Origin of the sequence: Petrimonas sulfuriphila, from assembly GCA_038561985.1 — a bacterium.
GTDB lineage: Bacteria > Bacteroidota > Bacteroidia > Bacteroidales > Dysgonomonadaceae > Petrimonas > Petrimonas sulfuriphila.
The window spans coordinates 1449416-1466156 of record CP073276.1 but is presented as its reverse complement, the minus strand read 5'-3'; the positions used below and the strand labels follow the sequence as shown (position 1 = coordinate 1466156).

Genomic DNA, 16741 nt, shown 5'->3' with positions numbered 1-16741 from the left:
CACTTGTTCTCTTTCTCCTATAATTTTTCAGGTGCAGGGCCTGTTTTAAAACCTTTCTGCACTTCTTAAAGTCAAAATTTGTTCCTTCTTCCGATAATTATAAATCTTTTATAAAAGCACGGCGCGTTTTATGATGTCTCGCCTCCAGATCATCCCACATGGATTGCACTTTATTGTTTACTGCCAACTCGGGATTGCTTTCCGCATATTCAAATCCCAGCCGAATAGCTTCGGGGATAAACTGACTAAAGATAAGGGCATTCACACCTTTGCCCTGATACTCAGGATCAACGCCGATCAGCAGCAGGTCAAGAACTTTATTGTCGTTCCCTTTCAAAGCCCTGTATAAATGATACCACCCGGTAGGGAGGAACTTTCCGCCCGATTTCTGCAGTGCTTTTGCCAGACTGGGTAATCCGATTCCCACTCCCACAAGCCGATTGTCTTCTTCACGCAGCACGAGCGACAAGAAGTTCAAACGCAACATAGGAATATACATGTTTACGTAATAGTCTATCTGCGCTTTGGACAACGGAACGAAACCGTATAAATCTTTATAGGAACGGTTCAACAACTCAAATATCTCATGCGCATAAGGCCAGACATCCTTTTTACTTTCAAGCTTGACAACATTTAGTCGAAAACGTTTTTTTACGATTTCAGCAACACGCACAAACCGTTCGGGAATTTCCTTGGGTATCTTGATCAGAAACTCATACCAGTCCTGATCCTTTTTGTAGCCCAATCTTTCTATATGATCTACATAGTAGGGGTAGTTATAAATGGTTTGCATAGTACCAATCTGATCAAAGCCATCTACCAGCAGACCCTCGTAATCGAAATCGGTAAATCCCATAGGTCCGTGCATCTTTTCCATACCGCGAAAACGAGCCCAGTTTTCAGCTTCATAGAAAAGCACATCTGCCACTTCCGGGTCATCAATGAAATCGACAAAACCAAAACGGGCGTTCTTTTCGCTCCAGACATTATTCGCTTTATGATTGATCATTACGGCAATCCTGCCAACTATTTTTTCTTCCCGGTAAGCCAAGAAATAAGCAGCATCGCAATGCTCAAAGGCCGGATTTTTATCCCGGCTCAACGTGGCAATTTCATCATAAACGAGCGGCGGAACAAAGAATTCGTTTCCTTCGTATATATCGATACTGAACTGAACAAACTGTCTCAGCGCATCTTTGTCTTTTACTTGTCTGATTTCTAATGACATACTCTTTATAATTTTCGCGTATATGAATAATTGATGGTTTAATTTTCACAAAATACTATAAACGGCAAAGATAATGAATTTTAGAGAATGTTTGAAACATGATTTCAGAAAAAACAATATCTCTACCCGGGTGTTTATATCTATTTGTATATAAGTTGTTTTGTCTTCAATCAAATAGTTTTCAAAACCATTTTACTTGTATATCCAAAAAAAAGGCTAATTTTGCATTCTTAAAATGCTCATTTAAAAAATGATTAATCGAATTTTAATTCGTACCCGGATAGTACAGATTGTTTACGCCTGGTATCAGAATACGAATAAAGATTTACGTACAGCCGAAAAAGAACTTCTGTTCGGATTACAAAAATCCTACGATCTTTATTACTACCTCCTTTTGTTAATGGTTGAGCTGACAAAAGCTTACGACGCCCGCGTAGAAGCCAAGCGGAACAAGTATCTTCCTACGGATGAGGATTTAAATCCCAACACCCGGTTGATCGAAAACAAGTTTATAGGGCAACTTTCGCAAAACCATCAGTTCAACAAGTACCTAAATGAGCGCCCCATGTCTTGGAGAGAACATGATGCGTTTGTAAAGAACCTGCTCGACGAAATCATCGCATCCGATATTTATGCTGAATATGCCAACGAAACAAAAACGGATTACAACGACGACAGGGAGTTTTGGCGAAAAATCTTTAAGCAGTTTATCCTCGACAACGAAAAACTGGAAGAAATTCTGGAAGATGAAAGTATTTTCTGGAACGATGATATTGAAATTGTACAAACCTTCGTTATGAAATCCATCCGACAATTTTCGGAGGAAAATGGGGAGAATCAACGCCTTCTGCCAATGTTTAAAGACGACGAAGACCGTCAGTTTGCACTGAAGTTGCTTCACGATACCATCCTTAATGAACAGAAGTACCGTCAACTAATTGAAACCCACAGTGAGAAGTGGGATTTCGACCGTATTGCATTTATGGATATGATTATCATGCAAATTGCATTGGCAGAGATCCATACCTTTGAAACGATCCCCACCAGTGTATCACTCAACGAATATATTGAAATTGCAAAATCTTACAGCACTCCCAAGAGCGGCACCTTTGTCAACGGAATTTTAGACGCAATTGTTGCCGATCTTCGAAAAAATAATATTATTTTTAAACATTAATTTCAAACACTCTAAAACGTTATTCGTATGGATATTTTATTACAAGCAGCTACAGGCGCAGGCGGAGGAATGGGAACATCGCTATTGATGATGGTGGCTATCATTGCCGTATTTTATTTCTTCATGATCCGCCCGCAACAGAAAAAACAAAAAGACGTGCAGAAGGCTCGCGAAGCCATGAAGGTGGGCGACAAAGTGGTTACTGCCGGCGGTATTCACGGACGCATAAAAGAAATTGGCGAAACCTGGTTTCTGGTAGAGGTAGCCGATGGTGTAAAATTAAAATTTGAAAAAACATCGGTTTTTGCCTCTTCATCCGATGTGACTACACCTTAAGAAACCGTTTGTTTAACTATGGATTTGGCATCAACCAAGAATAGATGGATTGCGAAGATACGATCGTTCTTTTCCAGATTAAACTGGAAGAACATTCTTCTTTTTTTCGGATTCTTCATTCTGGCTTTTATTTTTTGGTTGATGTTGTTTTTCCAACGCGACATTGAGGCTACCTATAAAATACCGCTGAAGTACACAAATATCCCTGACGATGTGGTTTTTGATGCTGTATTGCCTGACGATATTGAAATACGAGTTGCCGACAAAGGTTCGGAAATATTCCGATACACCTTTACCTTGAAGGATTCTATTGAAATTAATATCGCCAAGTACAAAGAGGAACGGATCAATAACCTGCAGGGGACTGAACTAATGCAACTCATCCGGAAAAAATTATCCCAGAGCACAAACCTCAAAGCCTACTACCCCATAAACATATCGCTGGTTACCTCTAAGCTTCAAAAGAAAGAACTGAAGGTAGTTTTCGACGGGGTTATCGCTACCAGCCGCAGTAATCTGGTGGCAGACAGCGCTACATTTCTGCCCGGAACCGTAATAGCTTACGGTTCTCAAAGCCAGTTAGCTGAAATTTCGTCAGCTGTAACCGAGTATACCCTGTTCAACAACCTGAAAGCTACCTCGCAACTGAAAGTAAAAATTATGCCTGTGAGCGGAGTCAAGTTCATACCCGACGAGGTAGAACTTTATATCCCCGTTTTGGAGTATACGGAAAGAAAATTTGAAGTTCCCGTCACGGCAAGAAATGTTCCGGATAATATCGACGTGAAGTTTTTCCCATCGCAAACAGAAGTATCGTTCTCGGTAACTCTGGAAGAATACAAGAAAATTGCCCCAGAGGATTTTGAGGTTGAACTGGATTACAAAAAATTCTTCAAAAACGAGGATGGACGCGTAGACCTGGAATTATCGGCAAGCCCTTCGCCCATACGTAACGTCAAGCTATCGCCCTCGTCGGTAGAGTTCCTTTTAGAAAGCAGATAAGATGATAAAGCTAGGAGTTACTGGTGGGATCGGAAGTGGAAAATCGGTTGTCTGCGATGTGTTCCGACTTCACGATATCCCTGTTTTTGATGCCGACCGGGAAGCCAAAAAGCTGAACGACACCTCTCCCGTAATCCGTGAAAAACTGATCAACAACTTCGGCCCGGACCTTTACCAGGGTAACAAGCTCGACCGCAAAAAACTGGCAAACCTTATTTTCAATAATGCAGAAAATCTTCGTATAACAAACGCTATTATACATCCCGAGCTGGCAAAATATTTCGAAAAATGGGTGGATCAACGAAAACACCATGCTGTTATTGCCATTGATGCAGCCGTTTTGTACGAAGCAGGATTCCAATCGTTGCTGGATAAGACCATAGTCGTAATGGCTCCTTTGGAAACACGCATTGAAAGAGCGGCAAAAAGGGACCGTCTCTCCAAAGAACAAATAACGGCACGCGCCAACAGTCAAATGAATGACGAAGAAAAAGCAGGACTGGCCGACTTTATCATCCATAACGATGGACGGCATTCCCTTTTGGAACAGGTTGCCCAAATCCTACAAGATATTTCAACCCTTTATTAATACAGGCTTCAGGGAGGGCTTCCTGTAGAAAAACGTACTAATCAACCACTTAATTAAGTATTTTTATACTATCAATAAAAGACATTAAACATAAATTCACTACTTTTGTATCGGATTTAGGTTATCTAGTGGACTTTCGCACTGAACGTATTCGTTATAAATACATGCGAAATGTAATTTACTTATTTAAAATTAAAAAAATGATAGAAAAAATTGGGACCAATGCCGGTAAAGTCTGGACATTGCTGGACGAGGCCGGAACACAAAACGTAAAAGATCTGAAGAAGTCTTCAAAATTGACGGATAAAGATCTTTATGCTGCTCTTGGCTGGTTAGCCAGAGAAGGAAAGGTAGCGTTGGTGGAAGACGGAAAAGAATTATTCGTTTCGCTGATATAAAAAGCACACAACCAACGATTTAAGAAAAAATAAAGTAAAAGCCGTCTTTAAAGACGGCTTTTTTGTATCCATTTTTTTCGACGATCTGTTTTTATCCGCTATCTTTACTAAAAAATAAGCGAATGAGAAAGTTGGCCATCCTTCTTTTATGGATATTTCTCACCCTCTCCGAAAAATCCATTCCCTGCACAACGGCTGTTATTTCCGGGAAAGCCACGCCTGATGGGCGAAGCATGATATGGAAACTGCGTGATACGGATGACCATGAAAACTGTTTCCGCTATTTCAATGACGGAGAATACAGTTATATCGGTCTGGTAAACTCCGGGGATATGAAAGGTGAAAACGTGTGGGGCGGATCCAATAGTGCTGGATTTGCCATTATGAACAGTGCATCGTATAACGTGAACGAAAACGATACCACCTCCTTGAAAGACAGGGAAGGTATTTTCATGAAACTCGCTTTGCAAACATGTGCATCGCTGCAGGATTTCGAAAAACTGCTCAATGAATACCCAAAGCCGCGAGGATTGGCGGCACACTTCGGCGTTATAGATGCCAGGGGCGGAGCGGTCTTTTACGAGGTGAACAATTACACCTGGACAAAATTTGATGCCAATGCCGCTTCCGAAGGTTACGTGATCCGCACCAATTATTCCGAAACCGGCACTCCTGATTCAGGATACGGTTTTATACGCAGACAAACGGCAGAGAAAATTTTCGCAGAAGCGAAACGGATGAATCGGTTGAATTATCAAACCATTGTTCAAGAATTTACGCGGTGTTTCTATCATCCGGTTTTCGGGTTGGATTATCGGGAAAAATACGAAACCTCCACACCAGAAACCGTCTTTATCGCATCCGACGATCTCCTTACCCGCCATAGTTCCTCATCATCTATAATTGTACAAAGCATAAAGAAAGGCGAATCGCCCGATATGTCAACCATCTGGGCGCAAGTGGGATTTCCCGGAACATGTATAGCAATTCCACTCTGGGTACGCGGCGGAAAAAATCTTCTACAACTGGTACAATACGAAGAATCCATTAAAAACAGCCCTCTCAATTACTTCGCCTCCCTGTGGAAGAAAGAGGCTTACCCCATCGGTCGTTCCGACGGGTATCACTATTTAAAAGTGCCCGTGCTCGTCAACTCCCAAAACAACGGCTATATTCAACGTATCGAACAATTGGAAAAATATATTTTTGCATGGACGGACGAGAAATTGACCTCGTGGAGAAGCATGCTGCCGCAAGCATCTGAACTTGAAACGTTTTATGAACAATTGGATGAAACAGTGAGTGGATTTTATGGAAAATAAACAACTACATTCTCGCTTAACAAAACTTTTTCCCAAAGAACAGGTTTTCACCGACGAACTCTCGCGCCTCGTCAAAGGCACCGATGCCGGACTGTATCGGCTTGTTCCCAAGGCAGTGGTAAAAGTCAACACGGAAGACGAAGTTATCCGATTACTGCAGTTTTGCAGTAAAGAAAACGTCCCCGTAACTTTCAAAGCCGCGGGAACAAGTTTGAGCGGACAAACCGTTTCCGATTCTATCCTGATGGAAATCGGGCAGGGATTTGAGTTTTCAGTCATAACGGACAACGGGAAAACGGCTACTTTCGGCGCGGGTCTTACCGGAACGGCAGCCAACCGTATGTTGCAGCGCTACCGTCGCAAATTAGGCCCCAAACCGGCATCCATCAACTCGGCGAAAATTGGAGGCATTATTGCCAACAACGCCAGCGGTTCGAGTTACGGCATTAAGCACAACAGTTACCATACCGTAAAATCGATGCGGATAATTTTTGCCGACGGCTCATTGCTCGATACCGCCGATACAACCAGTTGTCAGTCGTTTATCGCATCTCATCCCGAATTTATTGCTCAGATTGAACGCTTGCACAACGAGGCTTCTGGTAACGAAGGGGTTAAAAACCGGATACAACAGAAGTTCCAACTCAAAAACACATGCGGATACGGCGTAAATTCGTTAATCGATTTCTCCGACCCTGTAGATATTCTGCAACACCTGATGATCGGCTCAGAAGGTACACTGGGGTTTGTATCGCAAGCCACGTTCGAAACCGTACATGATGCGCCTCTCAAAGCTACAGCCATGCTCTATTTCCATAACTTGCGCGATGTGTGCGAAACCATTCTACCGTTGCGTTCGTGTTCGGTAAGCGCCGCCGAATTGATGGACAGGAACGCTTTACGTGCTGTGGAAAATCAGGAAGGGATGCCTGCCGAACTGAAGTCACTTCCGGAAGGGGCCGCGGCATTGCTTATAGACACCTCTGCCGACGACGAAGAAACGCTGCTTGTCCAGATGCGTGACATTGAAGCAAAACTGGCGCACATTCAAACACTTTATCCCATACGGTTTACAACCGACATCCATCTGTATAACCTTTACTGGAACGTACGTAATGGGTTGTTTACTTCGGCAGCGGCATCACGCCCACCACACACGGCAAGCATTATTGAAGACATTGCCTTTAGCGGTGAAATTTTAGGCGACGCGCTGACCGACGTGCGTGAACTGTTGGTGCGGACCGGTTATGCCGATGCCGTAATGTGGGGACACTTGCTGGATGGGAACGTTCATTTTACCGTTTTTCCAGACATAAATTCACCGGACGGTGTTGACAAGTACGCCCGTTTTATGCATGAACTGGCCAATCTGGTGGCTGTGAAACATAACGGCAGCCTGAAAGCCGAGCACGGAACGGGGCGAAACATGGCTCCCTTCGTGGAAAAGGAATGGGGCACGGAGATTTATGGGTTAATGAAACGCATAAAATCGGCTTTCGACCCAAATCACATATTGAATCCGGGAGTAATTATCAACGACGATAAAGACGTTTTCATCAAGAACCTAAAAAATATCCCCGATGCCAATCCATTGATTGACAAATGCATCGAATGCGGGTTTTGCGAAGTAACTTGTCCGTCAAAAGAGTTAACCTTTACACCACGTCAGCGTATTGTAGCGTATCGTCGGTTAACGGAATTAGTCGATAGTCGTTTTGATAAAAAGTTGCGCGAAAGATGGGCAGGAGAGATGGCATATGAGTTTAACGAAACTTGCGCTACCGACGGACTTTGCGCCATTGCCTGCCCTGTAAACATCGATACGGGGTCGCTGGTGAAAGAACTTCGCTGGAAAGAAAACGGAAAATTCGCGAACAGAGTTGCAAGCAGTATGGCTAATAATATGGCATCGGCCACATCACTGATACGTGGTTTGTTAAAAATCCCCCATTTCATCGCAAAAATTATAGGTTACAACCCAATGGAAGATATAACGAAAGGGGTATACAAAATGGGCGACGGCCTCTTTCCCTTATGGACAAGATATACGCCGTCGGGGAGCCGGAAAATTGTTCGTAACATTTTTCCGGGCCACAGTGCCGATGCGCCCGTAGTGGTTTATTTCCCATCGTGCATCACGCGCTCCATGAGCGGCCCTTCTTTCGGCTACGCAGAAACAGAGGATATCCCTTCGAAAATGCTTTCTCTGTTGCGAAAAGCAGGTTATACCGTTATAATCCCGGAAGGAAAGGATAAGTTGTGCTGTGGAATGGCATTCAGCAGTAAAGGGTTTCGGAAGCAAGCGCGGCAGAAAGAGTCGGAGTTGAACGGTGCATTGCTCAGAGCGAGCCGGAACGGCGAACTGCCTATCGTGTGCGACATGAGTCCCTGTCTGCTGCACATGCGTGAAACGCTCGACTCCCGCCTGAGACTGTACGACCAGGTAGAGTTTATTCATGATTTTCTGTTAGACAAACTGACCTTCGAAAAGCAACCTGTGTCCATCGCCATTCATACCACATGCAGTTCAACGAAAATGCACCTCGAAGAAAAACTATATACTGTCGCGGCTCTTTGTGCCGACAAAGTCATCGTCTCCGAAAACGTTTCGTGTTGCGGATGGGCAGGCGATCGCGGCTTTTTCTATCCCGAGTTGAACCGTTCGGCGCTCGCATCCCTTAAGCACGATATCGGCGATGCTACCGAAGGGTATTCCAACAGTCGCACCTGCGAAATCGGCTTGTCGATAAACAGCGGTGTAACGTATAAATCGCTGGTATATCTGGTGGATAGGGCTTCGGAGAGGAAGTTTCTTTCGTAGATTGTTTGTATCTTTGCACACTCAATCAGCAAATTCACATTATGAACATCGAGAATATACTTCAGACTGCAATTATAAGCGCAATAAAAGAATTGTACAGCGTAGATGTAAATGCATCGCAAATCACACTTCAGAAAACAAAGAAAGAATTTAAAGGACATTTCACCCTCGTAACCTTTCCTTTGTTAAAGATTTCGAAGAAGAATCCCGAACAAACGGCACAGGAAATCGGTATGTACCTGGCCGATAAATCACCCGTTGTTTCGGAGTTTAACGTGATAAAAGGTTTTCTAAACCTGACGATTGCCTCGAAAGTATGGCTTGATCTGCTCGAGAACATCGATAAAAATCCCGAATTCGGCTTCACACCTGTTGCTAATGACGCACCCTTGTTTATGGTGGAATATTCGTCGCCCAACACCAACAAACCGCTTCATCTGGGACACATCCGTAACAATCTCCTGGGACATTCGCTCTGTGAAATACTGAAAGCCAACGGTAAACGGGTGGTAAAAACCAATATCGTGAACGACCGGGGTATCCATATCTGCAAATCGATGCTGGCCTGGCAGAAATGGGGAGATGGGGAAACACCCGCATCATCGGGCAAGAAAGGCGACCACCTCATCGGCAAGTATTATGTGCTTTTCGATAAAAAATACAAAGCCGAACTAGCCGACCTGCAGGCTGCCGGACTATCAAGGGAGCAAGCCGAAGCCCAATCGGTTTTGATGGAGGAAGCGCGCGAGATGCTTCGTCAATGGGAAGCAAACGATGCCCAAACTGTGAATTTATGGAAAATGATGAACGGATGGGTGTATGCCGGTTTCGATGAGACGTACGAAAAGCTGGGGGTCTCGTTCGACAAGATCTATTACGAGTCGCAAACCTACCTGGCTGGAAAAGACGAGGTGCTGCGAGGATTGAAAGAGGGTGTTTTCTACCAGCGTGAAGACGGGTCGGTATGGGCCGATTTAACCCATGAAGGGCTTGATGAAAAAATCCTTCTTCGCTCCGACGGAACTTCAGTGTACATGACGCAAGATATCGGCACAGCGAAGCTCCGGTTCGATGACTATCCCATAGACACCATGATTTACGTGGTTGGAAATGAACAAAACTACCATTTCCAGGTGCTCTCCATACTGCTCGATAAGCTGGGTTTTGAATTCGGAAAAGGATTGGTCCATTTCTCTTACGGGATGGTGGAACTGCCCGAAGGCAAGATGAAATCGCGTGAAGGGACCGTAGTGGATGCCGATGATTTGATGGCCGAGATGATTCAGACCGCCCGCGAAACTTCGGAAGAACTGGGAAAGCTGGACGGTGTAACACCAGAGGAAGCCGATCGTGTTGTAACCATGATTGGAATGGGGGCCCTGAAATATTTCATTCTGAAAGTAGATCCGAAAAAAAACATGACCTTCAATCCGAAAGAATCCATTGATTTTAACGGGAATACCGGTCCGTTTATCCAATACACCCACGCCCGCATCAAATCAGTTTTGCGCAAAGCCGAGGAACAAGGGATTCCTGTTCCTGAATCAATGCAGGCAGACATTGTTCTTTCTGAAAAAGAAGAAGGGTTGGTGCAGTTGCTGGCTGAATTTCCGGATATCGTCAAACAGGCCGGAGACGAATACAACGTCTCGCTAATCGGAAATTACGTGTACGATCTGGCCAAAGAATTCAACCAGTTCTATCACGATTTCCCCATGCTGCGTGAAAAGGACGAAGCCCTGCGTGCGTTCCGCCTGCTGCTTTCGAAGAACGTAGCCATAACCATCAAAAAGGGAATGGTATTGTTTGGGATTGAAGTGCCGGAAAGGATGTAAACGGATTGCGGAGTTGGGAATCGGGGATTAGATTTTTATGAACAAACAAATCACATACAAATTATTAATTTTTGCTACTGTTTTCCTGTTTTTCGCCACGAAACCCTCGTCCGCTCAAACACGTTCAGATTCTGTGCTCCAACCGGATAGGTTCCGGAACAGATTGGAATTCGAAGCCCGGCCGGGATACATTATTCCTACCCATAATTTTCTGAAAGGCGAGAATGCCCGCTCCAAACCCATTCGGAATTCGTTTTCCACCCACCTGAAGTACTCCTTTCAATTTAAGCCCGGCTCCCCTGCAGGGAGCATTTACGGTATACCGCACCAAGGGATTGGAGTTGCATATTTTACGTTTGGCGAGCCTCAGCAATTGGGAGCCCCCCTTGCCGTGTATTTGTTTCAAGGTGCTCGTTTAGCACAAATGACCTCCAAGTTGTCGCTTCATTACGAGTGGAACTTCGGGTTATCGGGCGGATGGAAACCTTACCATCCCAAAACAAATCCGGATAGCCGCGTCATCGGCTCGAAAATAAACGCATATATGAACACCGGATTTTATCTCAACCAAACACTTTCACAATACTTCAACCTGATTGGGGGTATCAGCATCGCACACTTTTCCAACGGGAACACACAGTTTCCCAATGCAGGATTAAATACGGCAGGAGTCAAGCTGGGGCTGATGTACACGCTTAATCCTAGTATAATGTCCCGGCAGTCCCCATACCGGGGAGCAGTGGCAGATTTTCCCCGCCATGTGAGTTACGATATTGTTTTGTTCGGTTCGTGGCGGCGAAAAGGTGTTTATCTTGAAGGCAAAGGAATAGCCTCACCGCACGAATATCCGGTAGGCGGCTTCAACATCAACCCCATGTATAACTTTGGTTACAAGCTGCGTGCCGGTTTATCGCTGGACGGTATTTACGACAGCAGTGCAAACGTGTATACCGAAGACTATATTGTTGAGCCTGGTGGTAAAAATCCCGGATACACGTTTCATAATCCACCGGTTAACAAACAATTGGCTTTAGGTATTTCTGCACGGGCGGAGTATGTGATGCCTTACTTTACGGTGGGTGTGGGTATCGGTTCGAATATCGTCCACGGAGGTGGCGACCTGGCCGGACTATACCAGATGTTGGCGCTGAAAGTGGAAGTTACCAGAAATTCGTTTATCCATATCGGCTATAATCTTCAGAACTTCCAAACGCCGAATTACCTGATGTTGGGTATCGGGTACCGGTTCAATAACAAATATCCCTGTTTTTACAGGTAATGGAAAAAATGTCCTACCTCTCTCCATATGAATGTGCGAAGGAATTTGTCACCTATACCGGCAGGAATATATTTATCACCGGAAAGGCCGGCACGGGAAAAACGACTTTTCTGCACCGGTTTCGTACGGAAACCACGAAACAGGTAGCCGTGGTAGCACCAACGGGTGTAGCGGCCATTAATGCGGGTGGGGCAACCATCCATTCTTTTTTTCAGTTGCCGTTTACCCCTTTTACGCCAACACCTGCCGGATGTGAAGCGTTGATTGCCCGTATGAAAATGAACAGCTCCCGGCGTCGTGTGATTCGTGAACTGGAAGTGCTGGTGATCGATGAAGTCAGCATGGTGCGAGCTGATGTGCTGGATGCCATCGACACGGTGCTTCGCAGTGTGCGCCACAGGCGTTCTGAACCCTTCGGCGGTGTGCAAGTAGTTTTTATCGGGGATGTATACCAACTGTCGCCCGTGGCCAAGGCCGATGAGTGGCGGATCCTGTCGGACTACTACCGGGGAATTTATTTTTTTCACAGTCGCGTCATCCAGGAACACCCACCGGTCTATGTGGAGTTCGACAAGATCTTCCGGCAGTCCGACAACCTTTTTATCGATGTGTTGAACCAGGTGAGGAACGACTCACTTTCAACTGAAGGGCTCGAGCTCTTGCAAAGCCGTTACGACCCGCACTTTAACCCGACGCCTGAAGAAAATTACATCACGCTCACCACGCATAATTTCAGCGCCGATGCGATCAATAGTACCGAGCTGGAAAAAATTAACACAACCGCTCATTCGTTCCATGCGGTGGTGAAAGGGGAATTCCCCGACAATGCTTTTCCCGTGGACCGGGTTCTCATCCTGAAGGAAGGCGCCAAGGTAATGTTCGTGAAAAACGATACGGAAGTACCGCGACGTTATTTCAACGGTAAAATTGGCACGGTCACACACATCCTGGAAGAGGGTGTCACCGTACAGTGTCCGGACGACACGGAAGAAATCACCGTTTCTCCTGTACTCTGGGAGAATATCCGATACACCACCCATTCGGAGACCAATACGGTGGAAGAGGAAATAATCGGCACATACAAACAAATTCCCCTGCGGCTCGCCTGGGCCATCACCATCCACAAAAGCCAGGGACTTACTTTCGATAAGGCCATCATCGACGCGGGGAAAGCCTTTTCACCGGGACAGGTGTATGTGGCACTGAGTCGTTGCCGGTCGCTCGACAGCCTGGTATTGAAAAGTCCGATTAACCGTTACAGCATAGGGGTAGACGAACAGGTTGTCCGGTTCTCCTCCTCTAAACCAGAAGAAAACCAGGTTGCCGGAGAGTTGCAGTTGGCAAAGAAGCAGTTCAGCATCAACCTGCTACTGCAACTGTATGACTTCGACCCGCTTCTCCAGGCAGCACGTTCCTGGTACTCCAATACTCAGGAAAACGAATCTTCTTTCAGCGAGGGAACTGTTCCTTTCGTAAGTGAGGTCTGTAATCAGTTGACGGAATTGGAGCAGGTAGCCGGCAAATTCAGGATACAGTTACAACATATTACCGGGCAAACACCCGTCAACAAGGTTTTTTTTGCAGAACGCCTCCGAGCATCCTCATCCTATTTCACCGAAAAAATAGAAACATTGCTGCGGACATTGCAGGAATCGACCGCAACCACGGATAGCAAGGCAAATGCGCAGGAATACGACGAGGACATCGTTTCCCTATTTGTAGCGGCAGCCCTGAAGGCGCACCTGATCTCTGCGACTTCAGATAACTTCTGCATAGAGTCGTATTACAATGCGCGACGCCAGTTCAGGCAACCTCCTTTCTCCCTCACTTCCTACAGCCGTGACAGCACGGGGATACAGTTGAAATCGATCCACCCCGAACTACTAAGCGAGCTGGTACAGCTCCGTAACCGCATCAGCAAAGAGGAAAATCTGCCGGTCTATATTGTGGCTTCAGTAAAAACATTGGTACAAATGGCGGATTACCTACCGGAGACGGAAAAGGAGTTACTGAGGATCCACGGTTTCGGAAAAGTTAAAACAGAACGCTTCGGCGCGAAGTTTCTGGAGCTAATCCAGAACTATATCGCGGCTTACGGAATAGAATCACGCATGATTCATTTTAAGGAAGACAAAAAGCCGAGAAAAAGAAAAAATAAAGGATAGACCCTGCCGTAGGTATTCTCCCAAACGGTCAAAACATCTTAACTATCCGTCGGATTCCGTTCACCAGAACATCCACCTCTTCCCTGGTGTTGTACACCGCAAACGATGCCCGGACAGTTCCCTCTACACCCAACCGGCGCATCAGCGGCTCAGCGCAATGGTGGCCAGTACGGACAGCAATCCCCATCGTGTCAAGCAATACACCCATATCGTAATGATGAACTCCGTCCACAAGGAAAGAGATTACACTGCATTTGTTTTTTGAGGTTCCGTATATTTTGAGTTTATCGATAGACAACAACTGCTCTGTGGCATACGCAAGCACTCCCTGTTCATGCTTCGCAATATTTTCTATGCCGATACGTGATATATATTTCAGTGCTGTGGCCAGCGCTGTGGACCCCACATAGTCGGGGGTGCCTGCTTCGAACTTGAACGGCAACCCGGCGAAAGTGGTTTTTTCGAACGATACTGTCGCAATCATCTCACCGCCGCCCTGGTAGGGAGGAAGTTTATCGAGCCACTTTTCTTTCCCGTACAGCACTCCCATACCGGTTGGTCCATAGATTTTGTGTGACGAAAACACGAGAAAATCGCAATCCATCCGTTGAACATCAACCGGTATGTGTTGAACCGATTGCGCGGCATCAACCAAAACAGGGATATCGTACCGGTGTGCCGTTTCAATAATTTTCTCTATCGGAGTGATCGTACCGAGAACGTTGGAGACATGAGTGACGGCAATCAGCTTTGTGCGGGAAGAGATTAATTTTTCCAGCTCTTCCAAAAGAATTTCTCCCTCATCCGAGATAGGCAATATCCGCAGTTTAATTCCGGAGATTGCCTCCTGCAGCTGCCAAGGAACAATGTTGGAATGATGTTCCATAGCGGAAATTATGACCTCGTCACCGGGTTTGCAGAACTCACGGCAGAACGAAGAGGAGATCAGGTTAATGGCTTCCGTGGTACCGCGTGTAAAGACAATCTCGTTTGAAGAAGCGGCACCGATAAACTCCTGCACCGTTCTTCTCGATGCTTCGTGCTCGTCGGTGGCGGCCTGGCTCAAAAAATGTACACCGCGGTGCACGTTGGCATTCACGGAACAATACATCTCCCGGATTTTATCTATCACACAAAGCGGTTTTTGTGTTGTCGCACCATTGTCCAGGTAAACAAGCGGTTTACCGTGTACCTGAAGCGATAGAATGGGAAAGTCAGCGCGTATGTCGTTTACATTAATCATTTACACACGTGGCAATTTCCGCAACGCATCAGTTCGCCCCTGAAGCGCTTGTTGATCAGTTGTACAAGCCTGTCCTGAAGCGAATCGATACGGACCAGGTCTACTACATCTTGCGTAAATGCCACCATCAGGAGCATGCGGGCTTCTTCTTCAGGAATTCCGCGCGCCTGCAGATAAAACAGGGCATCCTGATCGAGCTGTCCGGTAGTTAACCCGTGCGAGCATTTTACATCATCGGCATAAATCTCAAGCTGCGGCTTCGAGAACATCTTGGCTTCATCCGAGGTGACAAGGTTCTTGTTGTTCTGATAGGCCAGTGTTTTTTGCGCACCCTTATCCACCAGTATCCTTCCACAGAAAACCCCCGTTGATCTTTCCTGAAGTGCATATTTAAACAACTCGTTACTGTGGCAGTTGGGAGTAGCGTGCTCTAAAAATGCATAATTATCAACATGCTGCTCCTTGTCGCAAATGGCCAGCCCCCCGATATGGGCCTCAGCGTATTCACCCAGCAGGCGGAAGCGATAGTTATTCCGGGTGAACCCATTATGCAGTGTGATCGTAGAGACCGTTACGTTTGAATTTTCGGCCTGCTCGGCGAAAACATTGTTCAATAATTTGACCTTTATCGAATTCTCTTCCAGTTCGTAAAAATCCACTTGAGCATCTCTGTCGGCGACAATCTCCGCTACCTGTGTCACGATAAACTGAACATCATCGACCGTATGGTCGCAAACAAGCAGTTTAACCTGTGCATTTTTTTCAGCTACAATAAGAATGCGGCGGTTCACGTTCAGGTCGACCCCTCCCCGGAGGATATTGATCAATTGAAGCGGTTTTTCGATGACCACATTCTCGGGGACATAAATCACAAAACCGTCCTGGGCAAACATAGTGTTGTAAGCCACTACGCCATTGCCGGAATAATCGCCTATTTTCGCGTAATACCTTTCGAAAATATCGGGATGAGTTTCTGAAAACAGCTGTAAACTACCCACAAAAACTCCTTTCGGCAGGGGTCCCTGATGATGTCCGTTGGTGTAAAACCGGTCGTTTATCAGGAAATATACATTGGTGTTGAGGTTAGGCACGTCACATTTGAATGCTTCGTACGGATCAACAGGAACAGGGACGTTCCGCAGGTTCAACCCTAAATCACAGTCGAACACGCGGGACACATCCGTATGTTTATAATCTTCTGATTTTGAGGTGGGGAATCCCGATCTATTGAACGCTTCAAAAGCAGCGTCGCGATGACGATTGAGTCCGGCAACGGAATTCGCATCGATCTCGTCTCTGTAGTCGTTGAATAAATCGATATATTGTTGTTCAATCATTTTTGTTAC

Annotated in this window: 13 protein-coding genes; 10 read left to right on the top strand and 3 right to left on the bottom strand. The window is 45.7% G+C overall.

Annotation, left to right across the window (positions count from 1 at the left end):
- Positions 1–97: 97 nt before the first annotated feature.
- Complete coding sequence (locus KCV26_05985; GenBank protein WZX37922.1) at positions 98–1228, bottom strand: hypothetical protein; 1131 nt, start codon at positions 1226–1228, stop codon at positions 98–100.
- Between the two features lie 250 nt (positions 1229–1478).
- Here KCV26_05985 and nusB point away from each other — a divergent pair, with 250 nt between their 5' ends.
- From nusB to KCV26_05935, 10 genes are all read left to right on the top strand, one after another.
- A complete protein-coding gene (gene nusB / locus KCV26_05980; protein ID WZX37921.1) occupies positions 1479–2405 on the top strand; it encodes a transcription antitermination factor NusB in 927 nt (308 codons plus the stop codon).
- Positions 2406–2432: 27 nt separating this feature from the next.
- Positions 2433–2741: a preprotein translocase subunit YajC gene (yajC, locus tag KCV26_05975; protein WZX37920.1), complete on the top strand. Its 309-nt coding sequence runs from the start codon at positions 2433–2435 to the stop codon at positions 2739–2741.
- A gap of 18 nt (positions 2742–2759) precedes the next feature.
- Positions 2760–3743, top strand: coding sequence for a YbbR-like domain-containing protein (locus tag KCV26_05970; GenBank protein WZX37919.1), 984 nt, complete (start codon positions 2760–2762; stop codon positions 3741–3743).
- A 1-nt stretch (position 3744) separates the two neighbouring features.
- Positions 3745–4332: a dephospho-CoA kinase gene (gene coaE, locus KCV26_05965; GenBank protein ID WZX37918.1), complete on the top strand. Its 588-nt coding sequence runs from the start codon at positions 3745–3747 to the stop codon at positions 4330–4332.
- A gap of 200 nt (positions 4333–4532) precedes the next feature.
- Positions 4533–4730, top strand: a complete 198-nt coding sequence (locus tag KCV26_05960) for a winged helix-turn-helix domain-containing protein (protein WZX37917.1) — start codon at positions 4533–4535, stop codon at positions 4728–4730.
- Positions 4731–4852: 122 nt separating this feature from the next.
- Entirely contained in the window at positions 4853–6052 is a 1200-nt protein-coding gene (locus tag KCV26_05955; GenBank protein WZX37916.1) for a hypothetical protein, read from the top strand.
- Positions 6042–8873 carry an FAD-binding oxidoreductase gene (locus KCV26_05950; GenBank protein WZX37915.1) on the top strand — a complete coding sequence of 944 codons (2832 nt, stop codon included), beginning with the start codon at positions 6042–6044 and terminating at the stop codon, positions 8871–8873. The genes KCV26_05955 and KCV26_05950 overlap by 11 nt, the downstream gene beginning before the upstream one ends.
- A 41-nt stretch (positions 8874–8914) precedes the next feature.
- Positions 8915–10708: an arginine--tRNA ligase gene (locus KCV26_05945; GenBank protein WZX37914.1), complete on the top strand. Its 1794-nt coding sequence runs from the start codon at positions 8915–8917 to the stop codon at positions 10706–10708.
- A gap of 37 nt (positions 10709–10745) precedes the next feature.
- Entirely contained in the window at positions 10746–11987 is a 1242-nt protein-coding gene (locus KCV26_05940; protein WZX37913.1) for an acyloxyacyl hydrolase, read from the top strand.
- Entirely contained in the window at positions 11987–14152 is a 2166-nt protein-coding gene (locus tag KCV26_05935; protein WZX37912.1) for an HRDC domain-containing protein, read from the top strand. The genes KCV26_05940 and KCV26_05935 overlap by 1 nt, the downstream gene beginning before the upstream one ends.
- 28 nt (positions 14153–14180) lie before the next feature.
- Here the strand turns inward: KCV26_05935 and KCV26_05930 are convergent, their stop codons facing one another.
- Positions 14181–15395 (bottom strand): cysteine desulfurase, encoded by a 1215-nt coding sequence (locus KCV26_05930; protein WZX37911.1) that lies wholly within the window; start codon positions 15393–15395, stop codon positions 14181–14183.
- Positions 15392–16732 carry a Fe-S cluster assembly protein SufD gene (sufD, locus tag KCV26_05925; protein ID WZX37910.1) on the bottom strand — a complete coding sequence of 447 codons (1341 nt, stop codon included), beginning with the start codon at positions 16730–16732 and terminating at the stop codon, positions 15392–15394. The genes KCV26_05930 and sufD overlap by 4 nt, the downstream gene beginning before the upstream one ends.
- Positions 16733–16741: the final 9 nt, after the last annotated feature.